22 protein-coding genes, 1 tRNA gene and 1 pseudogene are annotated in these 22,496 nt (G+C 73.7%); 8 read left to right on the top strand and 16 right to left on the bottom strand.

What is annotated here, in order from left to right; translation table 11 throughout:
* Nucleotides 1-11 precede the first annotated feature (11 nt).
* Together BM385_RS27275 and BM385_RS27270 are read right to left on the bottom strand one after the other, a co-directional pair.
* Entirely contained in the window at nt 12-242 is a 231-nt protein-coding gene (locus tag BM385_RS27275) for a hypothetical protein (RefSeq protein ID WP_380980031.1), read from the bottom strand.
* Between the two features lie 102 nt (nt 243-344).
* Nucleotides 345-707: pseudogene (locus tag BM385_RS27270) on the bottom strand (AMP-binding protein); the annotation flags it as partial.
* 93 nt (nt 708-800) lie between these two features.
* On the opposite strand from BM385_RS27270, the gene BM385_RS19885 reads away from it, so the two are divergent.
* The 3 genes from BM385_RS19885 to BM385_RS19875 are packed head-to-tail and all read left to right on the top strand — an operon-like array spanning nt 801 to nt 3,502.
* Nucleotides 801-1,967, top strand: coding sequence for a P1 family peptidase (locus BM385_RS19885; RefSeq protein ID WP_093843872.1), 1,167 nt, complete (start codon nt 801-803; stop codon nt 1,965-1,967).
* A gap of 45 nt (nt 1,968-2,012) precedes the next feature.
* Complete coding sequence (locus tag BM385_RS19880; protein ID WP_019433481.1) at nt 2,013-2,633, top strand: cyclodeaminase/cyclohydrolase family protein; 621 nt, start codon at nt 2,013-2,015, stop codon at nt 2,631-2,633.
* Nucleotides 2,630-3,502, top strand: coding sequence for a bifunctional 5,10-methylenetetrahydrofolate dehydrogenase/5,10-methenyltetrahydrofolate cyclohydrolase (locus BM385_RS19875; protein WP_093843871.1), 873 nt, complete (start codon nt 2,630-2,632; stop codon nt 3,500-3,502). The genes BM385_RS19880 and BM385_RS19875 overlap by 4 nt, the downstream gene beginning before the upstream one ends.
* Here the strand turns inward: BM385_RS19875 and BM385_RS19870 are convergent, their stop codons facing one another.
* From BM385_RS19870 to BM385_RS19850, 5 genes are all read right to left on the bottom strand, one after another.
* On the bottom strand, nt 3,503-5,554 hold the full coding sequence (locus tag BM385_RS19870) for a PTS fructose transporter subunit IIABC (RefSeq protein WP_093843870.1): 2,052 nt from the start codon (nt 5,552-5,554) through the stop codon (nt 3,503-3,505).
* Nucleotides 5,551-6,498, bottom strand: coding sequence for a 1-phosphofructokinase (gene pfkB, locus BM385_RS19865; RefSeq protein ID WP_019433478.1), 948 nt, complete (start codon nt 6,496-6,498; stop codon nt 5,551-5,553). Before pfkB ends, BM385_RS19870 begins: the two co-directional genes overlap by 4 nt.
* On the bottom strand, nt 6,495-7,256 hold the full coding sequence (locus BM385_RS19860; protein WP_019433477.1) for a DeoR/GlpR family DNA-binding transcription regulator: 762 nt from the start codon (nt 7,254-7,256) through the stop codon (nt 6,495-6,497). The genes pfkB and BM385_RS19860 overlap by 4 nt, the downstream gene beginning before the upstream one ends.
* A 171-nt stretch (nt 7,257-7,427) precedes the next feature.
* A complete protein-coding gene (locus BM385_RS19855) occupies nt 7,428-8,966 on the bottom strand; it encodes an MFS transporter (RefSeq protein WP_093843869.1) in 1,539 nt (512 codons plus the stop codon).
* 106 nt (nt 8,967-9,072) lie between these two features.
* Nucleotides 9,073-9,723, bottom strand: a complete 651-nt coding sequence (locus tag BM385_RS19850) for a TetR/AcrR family transcriptional regulator (protein ID WP_019433475.1) — start codon at nt 9,721-9,723, stop codon at nt 9,073-9,075.
* Nucleotides 9,724-9,934: 211 nt separating this feature from the next.
* On the opposite strand from BM385_RS19850, the gene BM385_RS19845 reads away from it, so the two are divergent.
* On the top strand, nt 9,935-10,729 hold the full coding sequence (locus BM385_RS19845; RefSeq protein ID WP_093843868.1) for a universal stress protein: 795 nt from the start codon (nt 9,935-9,937) through the stop codon (nt 10,727-10,729).
* A gap of 180 nt (nt 10,730-10,909) precedes the next feature.
* On the opposite strand, the gene BM385_RS19840 is transcribed toward BM385_RS19845, so the two are convergent.
* From BM385_RS19840 to BM385_RS19830, 3 genes are all read right to left on the bottom strand, one after another.
* A complete protein-coding gene (locus tag BM385_RS19840) occupies nt 10,910-12,145 on the bottom strand; it encodes a M20 metallopeptidase family protein (RefSeq protein WP_093843867.1) in 1,236 nt (411 codons plus the stop codon).
* 2 nt (nt 12,146-12,147) lie between these two features.
* Nucleotides 12,148-13,629 (bottom strand): FtsW/RodA/SpoVE family cell cycle protein, encoded by a 1,482-nt coding sequence (locus tag BM385_RS19835; protein WP_093843866.1) that lies wholly within the window; start codon nt 13,627-13,629, stop codon nt 12,148-12,150.
* A gap of 74 nt (nt 13,630-13,703) precedes the next feature.
* Nucleotides 13,704-14,963 (bottom strand): M6 family metalloprotease domain-containing protein, encoded by a 1,260-nt coding sequence (locus tag BM385_RS19830; RefSeq protein WP_093843865.1) that lies wholly within the window; start codon nt 14,961-14,963, stop codon nt 13,704-13,706.
* A gap of 382 nt (nt 14,964-15,345) precedes the next feature.
* On the opposite strand from BM385_RS19830, the gene BM385_RS19825 reads away from it, so the two are divergent.
* Nucleotides 15,346-16,359 carry a sigma-70 family RNA polymerase sigma factor gene (locus BM385_RS19825; protein WP_093843864.1) on the top strand — a complete coding sequence of 338 codons (1,014 nt, stop codon included), beginning with the start codon at nt 15,346-15,348 and terminating at the stop codon, nt 16,357-16,359.
* Nucleotides 16,360-16,431: 72 nt separating this feature from the next.
* Here BM385_RS19825 and BM385_RS19820 read toward each other — a convergent pair whose 3' ends face one another.
* Complete coding sequence (locus BM385_RS19820) at nt 16,432-16,830, bottom strand: NUDIX hydrolase (RefSeq protein ID WP_093843863.1); 399 nt, start codon at nt 16,828-16,830, stop codon at nt 16,432-16,434.
* Nucleotides 16,831-16,942: 112 nt separating this feature from the next.
* Between BM385_RS19820 and BM385_RS19815 the strand changes: the two genes are divergently transcribed.
* A complete protein-coding gene (locus tag BM385_RS19815; protein ID WP_093843862.1) occupies nt 16,943-17,683 on the top strand; it encodes a FadR/GntR family transcriptional regulator in 741 nt (246 codons plus the stop codon).
* Here the strand turns inward: BM385_RS19815 and BM385_RS19810 are convergent.
* Nucleotides 17,656-18,966, bottom strand: coding sequence for an L-fuconate dehydratase (locus BM385_RS19810; protein ID WP_093843861.1), 1,311 nt, complete (start codon nt 18,964-18,966; stop codon nt 17,656-17,658). The genes BM385_RS19815 and BM385_RS19810 overlap by 28 nt on opposite strands.
* A gap of 217 nt (nt 18,967-19,183) precedes the next feature.
* On the opposite strand from BM385_RS19810, the gene BM385_RS19805 reads away from it, so the two are divergent.
* Nucleotides 19,184-19,256: transfer RNA gene (locus BM385_RS19805), tRNA-Arg, on the top strand.
* The gene (locus BM385_RS27265; RefSeq protein WP_158687193.1) at nt 19,227-19,382 is read left to right on the top strand and encodes a hypothetical protein; all 156 of its coding nucleotides are present in this window, start codon (nt 19,227-19,229) and stop codon (nt 19,380-19,382) included. The genes BM385_RS19805 and BM385_RS27265 overlap by 30 nt, the downstream gene beginning before the upstream one ends.
* Nucleotides 19,383-19,420: 38 nt before the next feature.
* Here the strand turns inward: BM385_RS27265 and BM385_RS19800 are convergent, their stop codons facing one another.
* Genes BM385_RS19800 through tsaD form a run of 4 tightly spaced genes read right to left on the bottom strand, consistent with a single transcriptional unit; the run spans nt 19,421 to nt 22,495 of the window.
* Entirely contained in the window at nt 19,421-19,930 is a 510-nt protein-coding gene (locus BM385_RS19800) for a methylated-DNA--[protein]-cysteine S-methyltransferase (RefSeq protein ID WP_093843860.1), read from the bottom strand.
* Complete coding sequence (locus tag BM385_RS19795) at nt 19,927-21,105, bottom strand: mandelate racemase/muconate lactonizing enzyme family protein (RefSeq protein ID WP_175543045.1); 1,179 nt, start codon at nt 21,103-21,105, stop codon at nt 19,927-19,929. Before BM385_RS19795 ends, BM385_RS19800 begins: the two co-directional genes overlap by 4 nt.
* Nucleotides 21,102-21,350 (bottom strand): hypothetical protein, encoded by a 249-nt coding sequence (locus BM385_RS27260; RefSeq protein WP_019433464.1) that lies wholly within the window; start codon nt 21,348-21,350, stop codon nt 21,102-21,104. Before BM385_RS27260 ends, BM385_RS19795 begins: the two co-directional genes overlap by 4 nt.
* Nucleotides 21,347-22,495: a tRNA (adenosine(37)-N6)-threonylcarbamoyltransferase complex transferase subunit TsaD gene (gene tsaD / locus BM385_RS19785; protein WP_019433463.1), complete on the bottom strand. Its 1,149-nt coding sequence runs from the start codon at nt 22,493-22,495 to the stop codon at nt 21,347-21,349. Before tsaD ends, BM385_RS27260 begins: the two co-directional genes overlap by 4 nt.
* Nucleotide 22,496: the final 1 nt, after the last annotated feature.

Below are 22,496 nucleotides of genomic sequence, written 5' to 3'. Positions count from 1 at the left end.
CGCCGCCCGGCTCACAGATGGTGCGGGGGCTTCTCCTCCAGGAAACGGAGCAGATCGCCCCGCGCGCCGTCCGCCGCGGGACGCTCTCCCCAGCCCTGATCGCTGTCATCGGCCGAACGGCGGTCCAGCGGATCGTCGAAGATCAGCGCGGCGGGCGGAACCGGCGCGGCGGACCCCGCCTGCGGCCGGCCCTGCGCCCGGTCCGCCGACTGGTCCAACGGCTGGTCGGTGCTGCTGCTCATGGCTCCAGCGTACGGTCCGCCCGGCACCGGCCCGGCGGCCAGTGCCTCGTGCCACCACACATCACGGCCCGGCACCCACGGCACCGGCCTGGGCACCTGCTGCACCACGAGCACCGAATGCACCTCGGGGCAGGCCCACAAGGCGCGGTCGAGACCCGACTTGATGTCCCGGACCGTGCCGTCCACGGCACAGCTCCCGGCGGTGATCACCACCCGCGCTCCGGAGGTGCGCAGGCGATGACGGATGAATCCCAGATGGTCCCCCAGCGGCAGGGTCAGCCGCCGGGCCTCCAGCCGGATGCAGGCGAGCGTCACCACCACCGACTCCAGGGACATGGGCAGCAGCACCGCCACCTGATCGCCCGGGCGCACACCGAGTTTCGCCAGCGCCACGGCCGCCCGCTCCCCCTGGTCGAGCAGCTGGCTGTGGCTGAGCACATCGGCCGGGCCGTGTTGATCCACCATCATGACGGCAGCCTGACGGAAGGCGATGGATGACCGATAAACATCCGCTGTACGCCTGGCCGGGCGCTCGCGGGGCGTGATAGCTCTGAACACATGAGCGAGCTGGGACGGTCCTCGGGACCCGCCGACGCCCTGACAGACGTACCCGGCATACGCGTCGGTCATGCCCAGCGGATCGGCGACGGCTGGCTGACGGGCGTGACCGTGGTCCTCGCCCCGGAGGGCGGCGCGGTCGGCGCGGTCGACGTCCGCGGCGGCGGCCCCGGCACCCGGGAGACCGACGTCCTGGATCCACGCAACCTCGTCGAGAAGGTGAACGCCGTCGTGCTCACCGGCGGCAGCGCCTTCGGCCTCGACTCGGCCTCCGGCGTGATGAGCTGGCTGGAGGAGCAGGGCCGCGGCTACCAGGTCGGCCCCGGGCCCGGCCAGGTGGTGCCGATCGTGCCCGCCGCCGTGCTGTTCGACCTGGGCCGGGGCGGCGACTGGCACGCCCGCCCGGACGCGGCCCTCGGCCGCGCCGCCGTACAGGACGCCGCGGCCGGCCCGGCGGGCCCCGGCACGCCCGTCGCCATGGGCACCGTCGGCGCGGGCACCGGAGCCACCACCGGAGCCGGAACGGCACCCGGGGAGGGGGAGGGGGGTGGGTCCCCCGGAGGGCAGCCCAAGCTCAAGGGCGGCGTCGGCACCGCCAGCACCGTCCTGCCGAACGGCGTCACCGTCGCCGCACTGGTCGCCGTCAACGCCGCCGGCTCCCCGATCGACCCGGACACCGGGGCCTTCTACGGCGAGGACCCCGGCGCCCGGCCGCCCACCCCCGAACAGCACGCACGGGCCCGCCGCCTGCTGGCCGAGGCGCACCACGCCTCCACCCACCGCTCCCCCACCGCCGGCGACCCGCCGCTCAACACCACCCTCGCCGTCGTCGCCACCGACGCCGTCCTCACCCCCGCCCAGGCGCAGAAGCTCGCCGGCACCGCCCACGACGGGCTCGCCCGCGCCGTCCGCCCCGTCCACCTCATGACCGACGGCGACACGGTCTTCGCCCTCGCCACCGGCGACCGGCCCCTCACGTACCCCGACGGCACCCCGCCCGACCCCCGGTGGCCCATCGAGTCCGGGCTGCTCCTGAGCGAGTTGCTCGCCGCCGGCGCCGACGTCCTCTCCCGCGCCGTCGTCAAGGGCATTCGCGCTGCCCGGGGCACCGACACCCCCGGTGGCCGGTTCCCCGCCCACCGCGAGCTGTACGGCCGGCCGGACTGACCGATCCGCCCGGCACGCGCCCGCTCCCGTGACAGAATCCCTCCCGTGCGCGATCAGACGATCACCGAGTATCTGTCCCAGCTCGCCGCCCGCGTCCCCGCCCCCGGCGGCGGAGCCGCGGCAGCGCTGCACGCCGCCCAGGCCGCCGCCCTGCTGGGGATGGTCGCCCGCTACTCCACCGGCGGGAAATACGCCGCGCACGCCGTCACCGTCGACCGGATCGTCCGCGAGACCGACACGCTGCGCACCGCCGCCGTCCGGCTCGCCGAGGAGGACGCGGCGGCGTTCACCGCCGTCACCGACGCCTACCGGCTGCCCAAGGACACCGACGCCGCCAAGGCCGAGCGGTCGGCCGCCATCGCCCGCGCGCTGGCCGGCGCCGCCCGCCCCCCGGCCGAGGTCATCGGCCTGGCCCGCGCCGCTGTCGAACTCGCCGCCGAACTCCTGCCCATCGGCAACCGCAACGTCGTCACCGACATCGCCGCCGCCACCGAAGCGGCCCGCGCCGCCGCCACCACGGCCCGCGTCAATGTGGAGATCAACCTCGGCGGCATCCGCGACGACGCCCTGCGCGCCGAGCTGACGGCGGTCACCGCCGCCGTCGACACCATCGCCGAGCGCGCCGCCGCGATCACCGCCGCCATCCGTGAGGACATCGCCCCGTGACCGAGACCGCCACCCTCTCCGGCCGTGAACACGCCACCCGGCTGCGCGCCGACACCACCGTCGAGGCCGCCCGGCTGACCGCCACCGGCACGCCGCCGCGGCTGGCCGTCGTCACCGCCACCGCCGACGAGTCCAGCGCCTGGTACGTACGGTCCATCGCCAAGGCCGCCGGGAAGTGCGGCATCCACTGCGACATCGCCGACCTCGGCCCGGACGCGGCGCCCGCCGCGATCCGGGACCGGCTCACCGAGCTGAGCGCCGACCCGGCCGTGCACGGCATCATCCTCCAGACGCCGCTGCCGCCCGGGGCGAACGCCCAGGAGCTGGCCGGCGCGATCGCCGTCGCCAAGGACGTGGACGGCGCGGGCCCGCTCTCGCTCGGCCGGCTCACCGCCGGGCTGCCGGCGTTCGCGCCGGCCACCGCCGAGGCGGTCGTGGCGGTGCTGGACGCGCACGACATCCCGCTGGCGGGCCGCCGGGTCGCCGTCGTCGGCCGCTCCACGGTGGTCGGCAAGCCGGCCGCCCAGCTGCTGCTGGCCCGGGACGCGACCGTCACCGTGGCCCACTCCCGCACCACGGACCTCGCCGCCCTCACCGCGAGTGCCGACATCGTCGTGGCGGCGGCCGGCCGTCCGGGCCTGATCACCGCCGCCCACCTCCGCCCCGGGGCGGTGGTGGTGGACGTGGGCACCAACCCCACCCCGGACGGCGGCCTCACCGGCGACGTGGACGCCGCCTCGGTGACCGGCAAAGCCGCGGCCCTCACCCCCGTGCCCGGCGGCGTCGGCCCGGTGACCACGGCCCTGCTCCTGCACCACACGGTGCGCGCCGCGGCCACCGCCCACTCCGCCGCCGACTCCGCCGCCTGATCAGCGGGCCGCGCCGGCCGGCTCCGGTGCGGCCGTCGCGGACCCGGACCCGGACCCGGCCGCGACCGCCGTCTTCCGGGCGCGGCCGGTCTTGAGCAGGACGACCAGCGCCGTGCTGACGAGGGTGCCCGCCGCGATCGCGATCAGGTAGAGGAGCGGGCTGCCGATCAGCGGGACGACGAAGAACCCGCCGTGCGGCGCCCGCAGCGTGTTGCCGAACGCCATGGTCAGCGCGCCGGTGACCGCGCCGCCCGCCATGGCGGAGGGGATGACCCGCAGCGGGTCGGCGGCGGCGAACGGGATCGCGCCCTCGGTGATGAACGAGGCGCCCAGCACCCAGGCCGCCTTGCCGTTCTCCTTCTCCGTCCGGGTGAACAGCTTGCCGCGCACCGTGGTCGCCAGCGCCATGGCCAGCGGCGGGACCATGCCGGCCGCCATCACGGTGGCCATGATCTGGAGGCTGGTGTCGCTGGGGGCGGTGACCGCGATGCCGCCGGTGGCGAAGGCGTAGGCCACCTTGTTGACCGGCCCGCCGAGGTCGAAGCACATCATGAGCCCGAGCAGGATGCCCAGCAGGACGGCGTTGCTGCCGCTGAGTCCTTCCAGCCAGTCGGTGAGCCCGGACTGGGCGGAGGCGATGGGCTTGCCGATGACGATGTACATCAGGAAGCCGACGACGGCGGAGGAGATGAGCGGGATGACGACGACCGGCATGATGCCGCGCAGCGCCGCCGGGACGTCGACCCGCTGGATGGCCATCACCACCGCGCCCGCGAGGAGCCCGGCGGCGAGTCCGCCGAGGAATCCGGCGTCGATGGTGACGGCGATGGCGCCGCCGACGAAGCCGGGGACGAGTCCGGGCCGGTCGGCCATGCCGTAGGCGATGTAGCCGGCGAGTACCGGGATGAGGAAGCCGAACGCGGCGCCGCCGAGCTGGAAGAGCAGCGCGGCCCAGCTGTGGGCCTCGGTCCACACGAAGTGGTCGGCGACGGAGGGGGCGTCGCTGATCTCGTATCCGCCGAGGGCGAAGCCGAGGGCGATCATGAGTCCGCCGGCGGCGACGAACGGCACCATGTAGCTGACGCCGGTCATCAGCCAGGTGCGCAGCCGGGTGCCGAAGCCGTCGGCGCTGTCCCCGGCGGCGCGGTCCATGGGCGCGGTGTCGTCGCCGTCACCGTCGGTGCCGGTACGGGGCTGGGTGCCGGCGGGGGCGTCGGCGGCGCGCCGCCGGGCTTCGGCGATGAGTTCGGCGGGGCGGTTGATGGCGGCTTTGACGCCGACGTCGACGGTGGGAAGGCCTGCGAACCGGTGGCGTTCGCGTACTTCGACGTCGTGGGCGAAGACGACCGCGTCGGCGGCGGCGATGACGGCGGGGTCGAGGCGTTCGAAGCCGGCGGAGCCCTGGGTTTCGACGCTGATCAGGACGCCGTCGGCCTCGGCGGCGGCGCGGTCGAGGGATTCGGCGGCCATGTAGGTGTGGGCGATGCCGGTGGGGCAGGAGGTGACGGCGACGATACGGAACGGCGCGCCGTCCCCGGCCGCGTCCGCGTCCGCGTCTCCCTCATCGGCTGCCGGTGCGGCGGGGTCCGCCGCCTGCGCCGGGTCCTCGCCGCGGATGAGGGCGGCGGCCCGCTCGGGGGAGGTTTCGGCGCGCAGCGCGTCGGTGAACTCGGCGCGCATCAGGTCGCGCGCCAGGGTGGAGAGGATGCCGAGGTGGTCCTGGTCGGCGCCGGCGGGGGCGGCGATGAGGAAGACGAGGGTGGCCGGTCCGTCGGCGGCGCCGAAGTCGATGCCGGTGGTGCTGCGGCCGAAGGCGAGGGTGGGTTCGGTGACGTGGGCGCTGCGGCAGTGGGGTATGCCGATGCCGCCTTCGAGGCCGGTGGGCATCTGTTCCTCGCGGGCGGCGACGTCGGCGAGGAAGCCGTCGAGGTCGGTGACGCGTCCGGCGGCGGCCATGCGGCCGGCGAGGGAGCGGGCCGCCTCGTCCTTGGTGGTGGCGGTGCGGTCGAGGTCGAGGTCCACCAAATCAGCGGTGATCAGGGGGGTGTTCATCTCGTGGCTCCATCGAGGGGGCGGTCGAGGGGGACGTCGGTGGTGACGGTCACCGCTTCGGGGCGGAGGTCGTCGGGGGTGGGCATGAGGGAGCCGGGGAGTGCGACGGCGGCGGCTCCGTGGGCGAGGGCGGCGGCGAGGGCGGCGGGGCCGGTGCCGCCGGCGGTGAGGAATCCGGCGAGGGAGGCGTCTCCGGCGCCGACGTCGCTGCGGACGGCGGTGACGCGGGCGCTGCCGAAGCAGGTGCCGCGTTCGTCGACGAGGAGTTGTCCGGTGGCGCCGAGGCTGGCGAGGACGGCGCGGGCGCCGCGGGCGCGGAGTTCGCCGGCGGCTTTGACGGCGTCGCCGACGGTGGTGAGGGGGTGTCCGACGGCTTCGGCGAGTTCTTCGGCGTTGGGTTTGATGACGTCGGGGGCTTCGCGGAGGGCGGCGAGCAGGGCGGGGCCCGAGGTGTCGAGGGCGATGCGGGCGCCGGCCCGGTGGGTGCGGGCGACGAGTTCGGCGTACCAGTGGGCGTCGAGGCCGCGGGGCAGGCTGCCGCAGCAGACGGTCCAGGTGGCGCGGGCGGCGTGCACGCGGGCGGTTTCCAGGAGGGTTTCGGTCTCGGTGGGGCTGAGGTGGGGGCCGGCGGCGTTGAGTTTGGTGAGGGTGCCGTCGGGTTCGGCGATGGAGACGTTGACGCGGGTGGAGCCGGTGACGGGGACGCCGGCGACGTGGACGCCGAGTCCGGTGAGGAGGTCGGCGAGGAGGGCGCCTTCGGGTCCGCCGAGGGGGAGGACGGCGGTGGTGGGGAGGCCGGCGGCGGCGACGGCGCGGGAGACGTTGACGCCTTTGCCGCCGGGGTCGACGCGGTCGGTGCCGGCGCGCAGGACGGTGCCGCGTTGGAGTGCGGGGATGTCGTAGGTGCGGTCGAGGCTGGGGTTGGGGGTGATGGTGAGGATCATGCGCGGATCACCTCGGTGCCTCCGTCCTCGATGGCGCGGGTGGCGTCGTCGCTGAGGCCGGTGTCGGTGATGAGGAGGTCGAGCTGGTCGAGGGTGCCGAAGCGGGCGAAGTGTTCCTCGCCGTGTTTGCGGGAGTCGGCGAGCAGGACGACGCGGCGGGCGGCGGTGATGAGGGCGCGTTTGACGGCGGCTTCGGCGAGGTCGACGGTGGTGAGTCCCGAGGTGGTGCCGAAGCCGTTGGTGGCGAGGAAGAGAACGTCGGCGGTGATTTCGCCGTAGGTGCGCAGGGCCCAGGCGTCGACGGCGGCGCGGGTGCGGTGTCTGAGGCGTCCGCCGACGATGTGGAGTTCGATGCCGGGGTGGTCGGCGAGGCGGGTGGCGAGCGGCAGGGCGTGGGTGACGACGGTGAGGGCGGCGTCGGTGGGGAGGGCGGCGGCGAGGGCGGCGGTGGTGGTGCCGGCGTCGAGGATGACGGTGCCGTCCTGGGGGAGGTGGTCGAGGGCGGCGGTGGCGATGCGTTCCTTCTCGGCGACGGCGGTGGTTTCGCGTTCGCTGAGGTCGGGTTCGAAGTCGAGGCGGCCGACGGGGATGGCGCCGCCGTGGACGCGGCGGAGCAGGCCGGCGCGGCCGAGGGTGTTCAGGTCGCGGCGGATGGTTTCCGCGGTGACCTGGAAGGTGTCGGCGAGCGCGAGGACCTCGACCCGGCCTTTTTCGCGGGCCAGGTGGAGGATGGCTTGTTGCCTCTCCGGTGCGTACATCTGTGTTTGCGTCCGTTCTACGCCCGAACATGTGGTTTGGGCGCCAGATTACGGCCGCGCTGCCGGAATGTAAACACATCCGGAAATCGGAACACAGACGAACGGACCCCGCGGCGATCGCTGCGGGGTCCGTTCGGGTGGGTTCGGGCGGCGGCGGGGGGCCGGGCCGGATCAGTGCGCCAGCACCGGTACCGGCTCGCCCTCCTCCTCACCCGCGGCCGCGGCCTTGTGGGCGGCCGGCCCCTTGCCGTTGATGAGCACGCCCGCGATGGCGGCCGACAGCAGCAGGATGCCGAACGCCCACCAGATGCCGCGGGTGAACCCGTGCACCTGGCCCTCCAGGGCCAGCAGCCCCTGCGCCTGCTCGCCCATGCCCAGCTGGGTGCGGGCGGCGATGTAGGAGGTGGTGGCGGAGGCCGCGATGGTGTTGAGCAGCGCGGTGCCGATGGCGCCGCCGACCTGCTGGGAGGTGTTGACCATGGCGGAGGCGATCCCGGCGTCGGCCGGCTGCACGCCGCCGGTGGCCAGCTGCATCGCCGGCATCATCGCGGTGCCGAGCCCGAGGCCGATCAGCAGCATGGCGGGCAGGATCAGCAGCGGGTACGAGGTGTCCATCCCGATCTGGGTGAGCAGCAGCATGCCGACGGCCGCGACGAGGTAGCCGGGCACCATGAGCAGGCGCGGCGGTACCCGCAGCATCAGCCGGGTGGCGATCTGGGTCGAGCCGGTGATCATGCCGGCGACCATCGGCAGGAAGGCCAGGCCGGTGACGACCGGCGAGTACTCCTTGATGAGCTGCATGTAGAAGGTCAGGAACAGGAAGAGACCGAACATGCCGATCACCGCGATGCCGGTGGCCGCGTACGCGCCGCCCCGGTTGCGGTCCAGGACGACCCGCAGCGGCAGCAGCGGGTGCTTCACCCGGGCTTCGACGGCCACGAACGAGACCAGCAGGACGGCCGCGGCCACGAACATGCCGATGGTCAGCCCGTCGCCCCAGCCCGCTTCCTCGGCGCGGCTGAAGCCGTACACCAGGGCGACGAGGCCGGTGGTGGCGAGGACGACGCCGGGCAGGTCCAGCGGGGAGCGGTTGCGGGCGCCCTCGGGTTCCTTGATCAGCGCGACGGCGCCGGCTATGGCGACGGCGGCGAAGGGGATGTTGACGTAGAAGGTCCAGCGCCAGTCGAGGTACTCGGTGAGTACGCCGCCGAGCAGCAGCCCGACCGCGCCGCCGGCGCCGGCGATGGCGCCGAAGATGCCGAAGGCCTTGGCCCGTTCCCTGGCCTCGGTGAAGAGCACGGTGAGCAGGGAGAGCGCGGCCGGCGCCAGGAGGGCGGCGAAGACGCCCTGGAGCGCGCGGGAGGCGAACAGCAGCCCGGCGTTGGAGGCGGCGCCGCCGAGGGCGGAGGCGATGGCGAAGCCGACGAGGCCGGTGATGAAGGCGTTGCGCCGGCCCCACAGGTCGGCGATGCGACCGCCGAAGAGCAGCAGTCCGCCGAAGGCGAGGGCGTAGGCGGTGATGACCCACTGCCGGTTGCCGTCGGAGAGTCCGAGGTCCACCTGGGCGGAGGGCAGGGCGATGTTGACGATGGTGGCGTCCAGCACCACCATCAGCTGCGCGATGGCGATGAAGGCGAGGATCCGCCAGCGGCGCGGATCGAGCGCTCCGGGCGCGGGGGCCGGGGCGGTCTGGGTGGAGTCCGGTGGCATAGGGGTCGTAACCTCACGTTGCGGTCTGAGTAAAGACGGGTAAAACCTGGGCAAAGAGGACCCGGCTGGGCGCGCCGGGCCCCGGTGGTGGCCGGGGGGCGGTGGGTCAGATCAACTCGTCTTCGAGGTCTTCCACCTGGGCGGGTGCTCCCGGAAGCTCGGAGCGCGCCGGGGCGCGCAGCCCGTCCAGGAAGATCTGGAGGTGCCGGCGGGCCAGGAGTTCGCTGCCGGAGCAGCGGGTGCCGGGCAGCGGCCGGGTGAGGCGGCTGACGGCGACCAGCAGATCGCCGGCGCCGACGTCGTGCCGCAGCTGTCCGGAGGCCTGGGCCCGGTCGAGCAGCCGTCCGCAGACCTCCAGCAGCCGGTCGCGGCTGGCGGTCAGTTCGGGGTCGCCCGGGTCGAGGCTGATGCCGAGCACCGGGCAGAGCGCGCCGATGCGCTCGTCCGCGGAGCCGAGGATGGTCCGGCGCAGCGCCTCGAAGGGGTCGCTCTCCTCTTCCAGTGCCTGCTGTGCGCGCTCGGTGATCCGGTCGTTCACGTAGAGCACCACGTGGTAGAGGAGCGCTTCCCGGTCGGGGAAGTGCCTGTACAGGGTGGCATTGCCGACTCCGGCCTGTCGAGCGATTTCGTCGAGGGGGGCGTCCTTGCCCTGATCGACGAAGGCGTCGCGGGCGGCGGCCAGGATGCGCTCACGGTTGCGTACGGCGTCGGCGCGCAGCCTGGGCCGGGCCGCCGTGGTGCAGTCGCCGCCGATCATGTTCGCCGCCTTCGTCCGTGAGCCGGTCCGGGAAGCGGGGAGTGGTTCCCCGCTTGGACATACGGAGTTCCAAACGGGGAAGCCGTCCCCGGTTATTTCGGCTTCCCGTGTGCCGTGGGTCACAGGGCGCGGGTCCGGCCGGGCCCTGGCGAGAGATAATGGTTCACATCGGATGATGTGTGGATAAATACTCCTGCTGCGGAGGTGCCTCATGACTCTCCTCCCCGTCACGGCGGGCGTGGACGGCTCGGCGGAGAGTTCGGCCGCCGCCCACTGGGCCGCCGAAGAAGCGGTACGGCGCGGGCTGCGGCTGCGCCTGGTGCACGGCTGGGGCCTCTCCTCGCCCCTGGAGCCGGTGGTGGACCGGGCCGGCGACGAGCAGCGGCGCGCGCAGCGCCTGCTGCGCGAGACGCAGGAGGCGCTGCTGGATCGGCATCCCCGGCTGAACGTGTCCCTGGAGGCGATGGCGGACGGTCCGCGGGCCGCGCTGCTGGACGTCTCGCACGACTCGGAGCTGCTGGTGGTGGGCTCGCGCGGGCTCGGCGCGCTCTCCGGGTTCCTGCTGGGCTCGGTGAGCGGCCACCTGGTGGGAAACACCGCGTGCCCGGTGGTCGTGGTGCGCTCCGCCCCGGCGGGCGGGCCCGCGCCCGGCGGGGCGGACGCGGAGGTGGTGGTGGGCCTGAAGGACCCGGACCGGCCGCAGGGCACGGTGCTGGAGTTCGCCTTCACGGCCGCGGCGGGGCGCCGGGTGCCGCTGCGGATCGTGTACGCGGGCGAGCGCGACGACGCGGCGGTCGGCGCGGCCGTGGCGCGCTGGCGGGCGGCCCATCCGCAGGTGGTGGTCGTCGAGACGGCCGTGGCGGGCAGCGCCTCACCCGTCCTGCTGTCGGCGGCCTCCGACGCGGCGCTGGTCGTGGTGGGACGCGGGCCCGGCCGGGTCGGGCCGGTGGTGCACGGTCTGCTGCATCACGCGCGCAGCCCGGTGGCGGTCGTACCGCATCCCTGACCGGGAGCGTCCGTCCGGCCCCGGGCAGGACGGAAGCCAAGGGCCGTTCACCCGGAATGTCTTCCGAGCCCCTGATGTCGCGCGTCTGCTCCACTTCATCAAGGTGGTCCTTGGCTCCACTTCCATACTGCCACGCCGATCGCCCGAATGCCACCTTTTCGGACTATCGGAACATAAGGCTCAGGCAGCCGCGGCCCCGGCCTCCGCTTCCAGCCGCCGCAGCGCCAGCTCCGCGTACAGCGCGGCCCCGTCCGGCAGCACCGACTCGTCGAACACCGCCAGCGGCGAGTGATTGCTCGGCGCCGTCTCCGGATCCGCGCCCACCGGCGTCGCGCCCAGGAACACCATCGCGCCCGGCACCGCCTCGATCACCCGGGAGAAGTCCTCGGCCCCCAGGCTCGGGTTGTCCATCGGCGCGTACTTCTCCTCCCCCAGCAGCTCCCGCACCGTGTGCGCCGCGAAGTCCGTCTCGGCCCGGTCGTTGACGGTCACCGGGTACTGCTCGGAGAACACCGCCTCCACCTCGACCCCGTACGCCGCCGCGATCCCCTCGCACACCGCGACCGTACCGGCCCGCAGCCGCTCCAGGTTCTCCGCCGAGAAGCAGCGGATCGTGGCCTCGAACCGGGCCGTGTCCGGGATGATGTTGGTGGCCGTGCCCGCGTGGAAGGTCCCCACCGTCAGCACCACCGGGTCGAACACGTCGAAGCTCCGGGTGACGAACGTCTGCAGCGCGCCCACCATCTCGGCGGCCGGCGGGATCGGGTCCTTCCCCTTGTGCGGGGAACTGCCGTGCGCGCCCGCGCCCCGCACCGTCACCGACAGCACATTGGAGGAGGCCATCTGCGGGCCGCCGCGCGCCGTGAACACCCCGGCCGGCCAGCTGTGCGACATCACGTGCAGCGCGTACGCCGCCACCGGACGCCGGCCCGGCCCCGCCGCGTTCAGCACGCCCTCCGCCAGCATCCGGCCCGCACCGTCGTACCCCTCCTCGCCCGGCTGGAACATGAAGATCACGTCCCCGGCCAGCCGGTCCCGGCGCGCGCTCAGCAACCGCGCCGCGCCCGCCAGCATGGTGGTGTGCAGATCGTGCCCGCAGGCGTGCATCCGCTCCACCGGCGCGGCGAACTCCAGGCCGCTGCGCTCGGCCAGCGGCAGCGCGTCCATGTCACCGCGCAGCAGCACGGTGGGCCCGGGCAGCGCCCCGCGCAGCACGCCGGTCACCGAGCTGAGCCCGGTGCCGGTGGTGATCTCCAGCGGCAGCCCGTCCAGCGCGGCCAGCACCGCCTCCTGGGTGCGGGGCAGCTGGAGCCCCACCTCGGGGATGCCGTGCAGGGTGCGGCGCAGCCGGGTCAGCTCGCCGGCCAGCGCGCCGGCGTCATCGGTCAGGGAAGCACTGCTCGTGGTCACGGTCATGGTCAGCGGGGCTCCTTCGGTGCCGTGGAGGGTGAGGAGGGGGGAGCGGGGTCGTCGTCGGTCCGGATCACGGGGGTGAGGATGGTCGCGTTGCCCTCGGGCTCGGTGGACGCCTTCCCTGCGCTGTCGCTGATTCTGATCAGCAGCGCGACCAGCAGGAAGTTCGCCACGGTCGAGGAGCCGCCCTGGGCCAGGAACGGCAGCGCCTTGCCGGTGAGCGGGATCAGCCCGGTGACGCCGCCGGCGACCACGAAGACCTGGAGCGCGACGACGCAGGCCAGCCCGGCCGCCAGCAGCTTCCCGAACGGGTCGGTGACCGACAGCGCCGTGCGCATCGCCCGTTCGATGAGCAGCACGTACAGGAAGAGCACCGCGACGACGCCGGCCAGGCCGAGTTCCTCGCCGACCGTGGAGAGGATGAAGTCGGAGCGCCCGGCGAAGCCGATCAGATCGGGGTGCCCCTGGCCGAGACCCGTTCCGGTGAGCCCGCCGGTGCCGAAGCTGAACAGCGCCTGCGCCGACTGGTCGGAGATCAGGCCGGGCGGGCGCTGCTCCGGCGGCAGGTAGATCGCCATCGGGTCCAGCCACGCCTGGACCCGGCCCTTGACGTGCGGCTGGGTGGCGGCCACCAGGACGGTGCCGCCGACCGCCATCAGCCCGCCGAGGAGCACCCAGCTGGTGCGCTCGGTGGCGATGTAAAGCATGAGGATGAAGACACCGAAGAAGATCAGCGAGGTGCCGAGGTCGCGCTCGTAGAAGAGCACCACCAGCGAGACGCCCCACACCAGCAGCACCGGTCCCGCGTTGCGCCCGCGCGGCAGGGCAAGACCCAGGAAGCGGCGGCCGACCAGGGCGAGGGCGTCGCGATTGGCCATCAGATAGCTGGCGAAGAACACCACGATCATGACCTTGACGAACTCGCCCGGCTGGACCGACAGCGGCCCAAGGGTGATCCACCGCTTGGCGCCGTACCTGTCCGCGCCGAAGAACGCCGGGGCCATCAGCAGCAGCAGCGAGATCGCCATGCCGACGTAGGTGTAGCGGGCCAGCAGCCGGTGGTGGCGCAGCACGATCAGGGTGCCGATGAGCAGCGCGATGCCGATGACGGTCCACATGACCTGGCCGGACGCCACCGGATCGGAGCCGTAGCGCAGCGCGTAGGAGTGGTCGAGCCGGTCCATCAGGAGCAGGCCGAGCCCGGAGAGCATCACGGTGACCGGCAGGATCAGCGGGTCGGCGTGCCGGGCGAAGCGCCGTACCGCCAGATGGGCGGCGAGCGCGACGCCCGCGAGCAGCGCGGTGTACGGGAGCAGGCCGGACGGCACGCTCTCCTCCAGCGCGAGGCCGGCACTGGTGTGGCCGGCGGCGCAGACCAGGACGGCCAGGATGATGAGCACCAGTTCGGTGTTGCGCCGGTGGGCGATCCACCGTCTGATCTCGGCGCGCGGATCCGCTCCGTCCGCGCCGCGCCCGTTGCGCCCCATGTCCGTGTCCCGCCCCGCCCCTGCTGGTGGTGTGTGTGCTGTGGGCCGAACCTACCCCGGCCGGTGCCCCCGGGTCACCAGCGAGTGACCCGCACCCGGTGGGAGCCGTCGGGGTCGGCGGCCAGCACCTCGACGCGGACGCCGGCGGCCTCGTCGGTGAAGGTCTCGCCGGGGACGAAGGGGGCGTCCGTCAGCTCTGCGGTCACCTGCGGGTCGGGCAGGGTCTGGCAGCCGGCGGAGCCCGGGGTGGCGTCCTCGACCCGGACGGGGCCGCGGCCGGTGGGGACGGCGGCGTCCACCCGGGAGATCAGGACGCCGGGGCGGCACACCACGCTGTCGAGTTCGGCGGGGGTGCGCACCTCGACGGCGATGGCCTCGCTGGGGCCGGTGCGCAGGGCGAGCAGTTTGACGCCGGTGCCGGTACCGGGGTCGGCGACGGGGAGCAGGGTGTACTCGGTGGGGCCGCTGCCGGCCGGGACGCACACCACCTCGGCGTCGGTGAGCCAGCCGAGCTTCCACTTGTGCCAGGCGAGGAAGTCGTTGGTGGGGCCCCAGTCCTGTTCCATGACGTCCCAGTGGCCGGCGAGCAGCGGGGCGTCGTCCTGGCCGGTCCAGTAGAGGTCGGGGAGGCCGAAGGCGTGGCCGTTCTCGTGCACCAGGACGCGGTGCGGGCTCTCACCCGGCTGCCGGCTCCAGATGAAGCTGACATTGGAGAGGGTGCCGGTGGGGGTCTCGGCGAGCGGGCGGCCGGGGAAGGAGACGGAGAGCACCTTCTCGGTGGCGGGCGGTCCGGCGTTGGGGGTGGCGAGCACATTGACCAGGTCGTAGGCGGAGTGGTCCACCTCCTCGCCGAGGGCGGCGACGATCTCCTCGATCAGCCGGTTGTAGCCCTGGGGGTCCTCGGGGTGCCAGCCGGCGCCGCGGTCGATGCCGTAGGCCTCGAACGGCTGGGACATGCGCAGCCAGCGGTGGACGGGTTTGGCCCGGTAGTCGAGGAGCCCGTAGGAGCTGGTGCGGAAGTAGTCGCTGGTGGCGGGGAAGAACTCGGCGTACCGCTCGTGGGTGCTGCCGCGGGCCTCGGCACCGGGGAAGTCGATGAAGACGGTGAGCGCGGTGATGGTGCCGGTGGTGGGGGTGTAGCCGGGTGAGGTGGGCATGCCCACGCTCAGCCCCTCGTGCTCGGCGGGGGCGCAGGCGCCGTCGGTGGCGGCGGCGGCGCGCAGCAGGTGGTGCGGGAGTACGGGGGCCGTACCAGGCGTTGAACCGATGACCAGGGCCAGGGATCCGCCGACGGCGACGAGGGCTCGCCGGGGGCGGCCGGGTATGTGGGGCATCTCGCTTCTCGCCCTTCCCCGCCGTGCGGCCCCCGGGGTACGGGTGGCGGCGGTGGCGGTCCGGTCGGGGTGGAGGCCGGTTGGGAATCCACCTTCGGCCGGTGAAAGGGGGCGCGCTCGCGGAGTGACGCATCCGGGTGGTGGGCACCCGCGCAACCATCGGAGGGCGCCGTTCGTCTTCACAGACGTGGGGAGAAGATCGTGGACTGCGCGTGGGCGGGCAGGATACTGCATCGGCGGAAAAAGATGCGTCGCTTGGGAATTCTGTCCGGATTCCCGTCGTTGATTCGTTACGGACGCGGGAGGCGAGGGGGCATCCCAGGCGTCCGGGTTGACCAGCGCGTCAATCGATCAGGATTCGATCACTCGCAAGGGAGCACGTATGGCAACCCGTGCCGTCGCCCGACGTAAGGACACCGTGGAGGGTGCCGAGTCGACGGGCAGTGTCCGGTCCAGTGCAGGCGGTGATGCCACCGAGCGCGATCTCGTGGGGATGTATCTCGATGAGATAGCCCGCACGCCGCTGCTGGACGCGGCGAAAGAGGTCGAGCTGTCCCTCGCGATCGAAGCGGGGCTGTTCGCCGAGCGTCTGCTGAGCGGCGAGGAGCCGCCTCTCACGCAGGGGCCCGCCGCCGATGTCACCCGCGAGGAGCTGGAGGCGATCGCCGCCGCCGGCGAACGCGCCAAGGACGTCTTCATCCGCTCCAATCTGCGCCTGGTGGTGGCGGTGGCCCGCCGCTATCCGCGCAGTGGGCTGCCGCTGCTCGACCTGATCCAGGAGGGCAACGCCGGCCTGGTGCGCGCGGTGGAGAAGTTCGACTACAGCAAGGGCTTCAAGTTCTCCACCTACGCCACCTGGTGGATCCGGCAGGCCATCACCCGGTCGATCGCCGACCAGTCGCGCACCATCCGGCTGCCCGTCCACCTGGTGGAGGAGCTGGGCCGGATCCGGCGCGTGCAGCGGGAGTTCAACCGCGAGCAGGGCCGTGAGCCGGAGCCGTCGGAGGTGGCGGCCGAGCTGGGCTCCACCCCGGAGCGGGTCCAGGACGTCCTGGACTGGGCGCGCGACCCCGTCTCGCTGAACATGTCGGTGGACGACGAGGGCGAGACCCAGTTCGGCGACCTCCTGGAGGACACCTCGGCGGCCTCGCCGGAGCAGTCGGTGCTGGTGATGCTGCGCCGGGAGGGTCTGGAGGACCTGATCGGCCGTCTCGACCAGCGGACCGCGGCGATCATCCGGGCCCGTTACGGCATCGAGGACGGCCGCGAGCGCACCCTGACGGAGGTCGGCAAGCAGCACGGCCTCACCCGGGAGCGCATCCGGCAGATAGAGAAGCACGCCCTGCTGGAGCTGAAGAAGATGGCCAGCGACTCGGGGTTCGACGCGGCGGCGTGAGCCGCCCCGTCACCCTCCGGAAGGTCCCGGCGGAGGTCCGCCGGGACCTCGGCCTGTGCGGCCGGAGGGGGATCAGCGCAGTTCCCCCGCGGCGTGCAGCTGGTCGAGGATCTGCCGGGTGGCCGGGGAGACCCGGTCCCGGTCGGCGTGGCCGAGCCAGGTGAGTTCCTCGATCTCCGCGCTGGGGGCCAGGGTGCCCCGGTAGTCGGCGGTGTAGCAGGTGATGCGGACCGTGGTGCCGGAGGTACGGCCGTGGGCCTGGGCCTCGAAGGTGCCGGCGTGCGCGGCGCCGGCCGGGTCGATGGTCACGGCCAGTTCCTCGGCGACCTCCCGGACCAGGGTCTGCAGGTCGCTCTCCCCCGGCTCGCGCTTGCCGCCGGGGATGTAGTAGGTGTCCTTGCCGCGGGAGCGGGCGGCGAGCACCTTCCCGTCCTCCAGCCGCAGCCAGGCGACCTTGTCGATGATCGTCATGCTCGTCCGTTCCTGCCGTTTCCGTGCGGGTGCGCCGACGACGATATCCCCGGCTACCCGCACGGCCGGGAACGGCCCCGGGCCGGGCGGCGCCTGGCGATAGAGTGACGCGGTGACCAACCGTGACGACGGGTCCCGCTCCCAGACCGACGTGGTGGTCGACGGCGTCAAGCAGATGATCGTCACCGGCGAGCTGGCCGCCGGCGCCCGCCTCCCGGTGGAGAAGGAGCTGGCCGCCCGGCTCGGTGTCTCGCGCGGGTCGCTGCGCGAGGGCGTGCGCGCGCTGACCCTCACCGGTGTGCTGGAGACCCGGCAGGGCGCCGGTACGTTCGTCACCGCGCTGGATCCGGGCCGGCTGCTCGGCCCGGTGCGGTTCCTGGCCGAGCTGAACCGGCCCGGGGACCTGGCCGATCTCCAGTCCGTCCGCCGGGTCCTGGAGGTGGAGGCGGCCGGCCGGGCGGCGCTGCGGATCACCGGCGCCGAGCTGGAGCGGGCCGAGGAGATCCTGGCCGCCCTCGACGGGCCGGTGGACGGCGGCGCCCCGGACCACCAGGCGGCGATGGAGGCCGACCTCGCCTTCCACCGGGTGATCGCCGGGGCCGCCGGCAACGCCACCCTGGCGGCGCTGATCGACGTGCTGGCCGGGCGCACCGTACGGGCCAGGCTGTGGCGCGCCATCGAGGAGGAGGGCGCCGGGCGGGCCACCCACCACGAGCACCGGGCGATCCTGGCCGCGCTGCGCTCGGGCGATCCGGAGGCCGCCCGGCTGCGGATGGGGGTGCATCTGCTGGCCGTGGAGCAGTACCTGGCCGGCCGGGCCGGCGGTCAGGCGCCGCCCCGGCCCGCCCAGTAGGCGCCGTCCGGGTAGCGGTACGCGGCCACGCTCGCCGGGTGCAGTTCGGCGCTGTAGCCGGGGGCGGACGGCAGGACGTACGCGCCGTCGCGCACCACGCACGGGTCGGTGAAGTGCTCGTGCAGATGGTCGACGTACTCGGTGACCCGGCCCTCCAGCGAGCCGGACACCGCGACGTAGTCGAAGACCGACAGATGCTGGACGAGTTCGCACAGCCCGACCCCGCCCGCGTGCGGGCAGACCGGCACCCCGAACTTGGCGGCCATCAGCAGGACGGCGATGACCTCGTTGACGCTCGCGAGCCGGGCGGCGTCCAGCTGGCAGTAGTCGATCGCCTCCGCCTGGAACAGCTGCTTGAACAGCACCCGGTTCATGCCGTGTTCGCCGGTGGCCACCCCGATCGGGGCGACCGCGCGGCGGATGGCGGCGTGGCCGAGGATGTCGTCCGGGGAGGTGGGTTCCTCGATCCACAGCGGCTCGAACGGGGCGAGCGCGCGCACCCACGCGATGGCCTCGGGGACGTCCCACACCTGGTTGGCGTCGATCATCAGCCGGGCGTCCCCGTACCCGATGACCTCGCGGGCGATGCGCAACCGCCGGATGTCGTCCTCCAGGTTGCCGCCGACCTTGAGCTTGATGTGCCGGTAGCCGGAGTCCACCGCTTCCTGGCACAGCCGGCGCAGTTTGGCGTCGGAGTAGCCGAGCCAGCCGGCGCTGGTGGTGTAGCAGGGGTAGCCGGTCGCGGTCAGCTCGGCGATGCGCCGGTCCCGGGTGGGCGCCCGTTCGGTGAGCAGGCCGATGGCCTCCTCCCGGGTGAGGACGTCGGAGAGATAGCTGAGGTCGGCGGCGTCGGCGAGTTCGGTGGGCGTCATGTCGGTGAGCAGCCGCCACAGCGGCTTCCCGGCGGCGCGGGCGGCGAGATCCCACACGGCGTTCATCACGGCGGCCAGCGCCAGATGCTCCACTCCCTTGTCGGGGCCGAGCCAGCGCAGCTGGGAGTCCGAGGCCAAGTCCCGGTAGACGGCGCCGAGATCGCCGGTGACCTCGGCCACCGTCCGGCCGACCAGCGGCCGGCCGCGCAGCCGGGCGGCGAGCACGCACACGTCGTTGCCGCGCCCGATGGTGAAGGTGAACCCGAAGCCGGACAGCCGCGGGTCGTCGGTCCTGATGACGACATAGGCGGCGGAGTAGTCGCCGTCCTTGTTCATGGCGTCGGAGCCGTCCAGGTCGACGGAGGTCGGGAACCGGACGTCGGACACCTCGACGCTGACGATCGTGGTCATCGTTTCTCCCCGGGCGCGGGTACGGAATCGCCCGAGCCTAGATCCGATGATTCGGCCCTTACAAGACCACCCGTCCCCACAAAAGGGCCGAAAACCGGGCCGCAAGCACGGCATTCATCTGATGTATCGGCCAGGTGGCGCCACCCGCCGCGACCACACCCACCGGAACACGCCACCGGCCGGCCGCCCCGGCCCCACCCGCTACACTTGCACAACCGCCTCCGTAGCTCAGGGGATAGAGCACGGCTCTCCTAAAGCCGGTGTCGCAGGTTCGAATCCTGCCGGGGGCACACGACATGCGCGGCGGGCGCGCGGCGGCCATGCCGGCCGTGCGGGGCTGGATGAACAGCCACAGCCGGCCGATCACCATCGGCGCCTGCGCCCTCGTCATCGTGCCGATCCCGACGGGCGGCTGACCGGCCCTCAGCCGCACAGGCCCCCAGCCCGCGCCGGCTCAGAACAGCCGGGCGGCCCGGTCCGCGGCCGGCTCCTCCAGCTCCAGCAGGAAGCGTTTGCGCGCCAGCCCGCCCGCGTACCCCGTCAGGCTGCCGTCCGCGCCCACCACCCGGTGGCAGGGCACGATCACCGAGATCGGGTTACGGGCGTTGGCCGACCCGACCGCCTGGGCCAGCGACACATCGCCCAGCTCGCGCGCCAACTGTCCGTACGAGCGCCGCTGTCCGTACGGGATCCGCTCCAGCAGCCGCCACACCTTCAGCTGGAAGGCGTTGCCGCGCGGCGCCAGCGGCAGGTCGAAGCGGGTGCGCTCGCCGCTGAAGTACTCCGCGAGCTGGCCGCGCACCGCCACGAAGCCGGTGCTCACGCGCCGGCCCAGCTCCTCCGGCGGCGGCATCCGCAGATGCCGGGCGAAGTACAGCCCGGTCAGCGCCCCCGACTCCTCCTCCGCCACCGCCGTCAGCGGGCCGAGCGGCGAGTCGATCACGGTGTGCACCAGTACCGTCATGCACGCAGCTCCACGGTGTGGTCCGGCAGCCGGTGGGCGCGGACCCACTCCTCGTCGACGGTGACGCCGAGCCCGGGTCCTTCCGGGATCGGGGCCCGGCCGCCCGGGGCCGGGCGCACCGGGTCGGCGAGCACGCCCTCGCGCAGCGGGTTGGTGCCCCGGTCGAACTCGAACAGCAGCGGCTCGCCGCCGGCCGGTCCGTGCGGGACGTCCGGTACCGCCGACAGCAGCTGGAGCGTCGCGGCCTGCGCGAGCCCGGTGCCCCAGCAGTGCGGGGACAGCCGCAGGTTCCAGGCCGCCGCCAGGGCGCGGATCGCCTGCGCCTCGGTGAACCCGCCGCACTTGGCCAGGTCCGGCTGCACGATGTCGAGCAGGCCGTGCGCGATCGGATCGCGGAACCCGTACCGGGTGTACAGCGCCTCCCCGCCGGCCACCGGCGGCAGTCCGGCGGCGCGCAGGGCGCGGTAGCCGTCGTGGTCGTGCGGCGGCACCGGTTCCTCGATCCAGTACGGGTCGAGGTCCGCCAGCCGGGCGGCGGAACGGCGGGCCGAGGCGGCGGTGGTGGCGCTGTTGTAGTCCACCAGGACCAGCCCGTCGTCGCCGAACACCTCGCGGGCCACCCGGGTGCGCGCCCGGTCCTCGGCCGGGCCGAGCCCGATCTTGATCTTGACGGCGCGGAAGCCCTCGGCGGCCGTGCCCGCCAGCATGGCGCGCAGCTCGCCCAGGTCACGGCCGGGGGTGACATAGCCGCTTGAGGCGTACGCGGCCACGCTGTCCCGCAGCCGCCCGCCCAGCAGGGCACCGACCGGCACCCCGAACGTCCGGGCCCTGGCGTCCCACAGCGCGATGTCCAGGCCGCTGAGCGCGGCCACGTGGGGGCCGCCGGTGGTGTGGTGGTAGCCGGCGGACAGGTGCTGGAGGATGTGCTGCTCGGTGATGTCGGCGGGGGCGCCGAGCAGCGCCGCGCCGTACTCGGCCAGGAACGGCGCCACCCGGCGCGGCGGCCCGAACGCCTCACCCCAGCCGGCCACCCCGTCCGAGGTCGTGACCTTGACCAGCGTCGCCACCCGCCGGTCGCCCAGCGCCTTGGCGGTGCCGTACACGTCGTCCGGCAGCAGGGCCTCCAGCGGGAAGGTCTCCACGCCGGTGACGACCGGCCGCCCGGGGCCGCTCACTCCGGGACCCGCTGGAAGCGCCAGCGGTGCACCGGCCGGTGCAGCAGCCCGGCGGGCGGCTCGGGGAGTTCGGCGATCGGGCCGTCGGTGTCCCACCAGGTGATGACGAGCACCCGGTCGGCGGCGGCCGTGAACGTCTCCCGGCGCACCGGCGCCGGGTCCAGCTTCTGGCCGCGTACCCAGTCCAGCAGTTCGGCGCCGCGCCCCTCGGCGGCCCGCGCCTCCCACATGAGGGTGGTGGTCACCCCTGCCCCCCGTAGAGATTGGCGGCGCTCAGCTCGTGCACATGGTCGTGGCCGTGGTCATGACTGTGGTCGTGGCTGTGCTCGTGGTCGTGGCTGTGGGCCTGTCCCGGGATGTGGGGCTCGGTCACCGGCAGCGAGGAGTCGGCCGGCAGGTCGAGCCCGGAGGCCGGACGGTTGCGCGCCACCATCTCCGCGCCGAGCGCCGCCACCATCGCGCCGTTGTCCGTGCACAGCTTGGGCCGGGGCACCCGCAGGACGATCCCGGCGGCGTCGCAGCGCTCCTGCGCCATGGCGCGCAGCCGGGAGTTGGCCGCCACCCCGCCGCCGATCATCAGATGGTCCACGCCCTGTTCCTGGCAGGCACGCACCGCCTTGCGGGTCAGCACATCCGTGACCGCTTCCTGGAACGAGGCCGCCACATCCGCCACCGGTACCGGCTCGCCGGCCCGCCGCCTGGCCTCCACCCAGCGGGCCACCGCGGTCTTCAGCCCGGAGAAGGAGAAGTCGAACGGCGCGTCCCGCGGCCCGGTCAGCCCGCGCGGGAACCGGATCGCCTCCGGATCGCCCTCGCGCGCGTACCGGTCGATCACCGGACCGCCGGGGAACCCGAGCCCCAGCACCCGCGCCACCTTGTCGAACGCCTCCCCCGCCGCGTCGTCGATCGTCGAGCCCAGCGGCCGGACGTCGGCCGTGATGTCGGGGGCGAGCAGCAGCGAGGAGTGCCCGCCGGAGACCAGCAGCGCCATGGTCGGCTCGGGCAGCGGGCCGTGCTCCAGCTGGTCCACGCAGATGTGCGAGGCCAGGTGGTTCACGCCGTACAGCGGCTTGCCCAGCGCGTACGCGTACGCCTTCGCCGCCGAGACGCCCACCAGCAGCGCGCCCGCGAGCCCGGGCCCGGCGGTCACGGCGATGCCGTCCAGATCGCTCGCCGCGATCCCCGCCTCCTTCAGCGCCCGCTCGATCGTGGGGACCATCGCCTCCAGGTGCGCCCGGCTGGCGATCTCCGGGACCACGCCCCCGAACCGGGCGTGGTCGTCCACGCTCGACGCCACGGCGTCCGCGAGCAGCGTGGTCCCGCGCACGATCCCGACCCCGGTCTCGTCGCAGGAGGTCTCGATGCCCAGCACGAGCGGTTCGTCAGCCATC

The organism is Streptomyces harbinensis, from assembly GCF_900116145.1.
In the GTDB taxonomy this organism is placed as follows: domain Bacteria; phylum Actinomycetota; class Actinomycetes; order Streptomycetales; family Streptomycetaceae; genus Streptomyces; species Streptomyces carpaticus.
Note: the sequence above shows the minus strand (reverse complement) of the source record. Positions and strands in the feature narration are given on the sequence as shown.

Bases quoted from the DNA above. Each gene is read 5' to 3' on its own strand.
- BM385_RS19870 (WP_093843870.1), bottom strand. From the start codon at position 5,554: ATGAACACCCCCCTGATCACCGCTGATTTGGTGGACCTCGACCTCGAC.
- BM385_RS19885 (WP_093843872.1), top strand. From the start codon at position 801: ATGAGCGAGCTGGGACGGTCCTCGGGACCCGCCGACGCCCTGACAGAC.
- BM385_RS19850 (WP_019433475.1), bottom strand. From the start codon at position 9,723: ATGATCGGCGGCGACTGCACCACGGCGGCCCGGCCCAGGCTGCGCGCC.
- BM385_RS19845 (WP_093843868.1), top strand. From the start codon at position 9,935: ATGACTCTCCTCCCCGTCACGGCGGGCGTGGACGGCTCGGCGGAGAGT.
- BM385_RS19825 (WP_093843864.1), top strand. From the start codon at position 15,346: ATGGCAACCCGTGCCGTCGCCCGACGTAAGGACACCGTGGAGGGTGCC.
- BM385_RS19800 (WP_093843860.1), bottom strand. From the start codon at position 19,930: ATGACGGTACTGGTGCACACCGTGATCGACTCGCCGCTCGGCCCGCTG.
- BM385_RS19855 (WP_093843869.1), bottom strand. From the start codon at position 8,966: ATGCCACCGGACTCCACCCAGACCGCCCCGGCCCCCGCGCCCGGAGCG.
- BM385_RS19820 (WP_093843863.1), bottom strand. From the start codon at position 16,830: ATGACGATCATCGACAAGGTCGCCTGGCTGCGGCTGGAGGACGGGAAG.
- BM385_RS19810 (WP_093843861.1), bottom strand. From the start codon at position 18,966: ATGACCACGATCGTCAGCGTCGAGGTGTCCGACGTCCGGTTCCCGACC.
- BM385_RS19835 (WP_093843866.1), bottom strand. From the start codon at position 13,629: ATGGGGCGCAACGGGCGCGGCGCGGACGGAGCGGATCCGCGCGCCGAG.
- BM385_RS19830 (WP_093843865.1), bottom strand. From the start codon at position 14,963: ATGCCCCACATACCCGGCCGCCCCCGGCGAGCCCTCGTCGCCGTCGGC.
- BM385_RS27275 (WP_380980031.1), bottom strand. From the start codon at position 242: ATGAGCAGCAGCACCGACCAGCCGTTGGACCAGTCGGCGGACCGGGCG.
- BM385_RS19860 (WP_019433477.1), bottom strand. From the start codon at position 7,256: ATGTACGCACCGGAGAGGCAACAAGCCATCCTCCACCTGGCCCGCGAA.
- tsaD (WP_019433463.1), bottom strand. From the start codon at position 22,495: ATGGCTGACGAACCGCTCGTGCTGGGCATCGAGACCTCCTGCGACGAG.
- BM385_RS19840 (WP_093843867.1), bottom strand. From the start codon at position 12,145: ATGACCGTGACCACGAGCAGTGCTTCCCTGACCGATGACGCCGGCGCG.
- pfkB (WP_019433478.1), bottom strand. From the start codon at position 6,498: ATGATCCTCACCATCACCCCCAACCCCAGCCTCGACCGCACCTACGAC.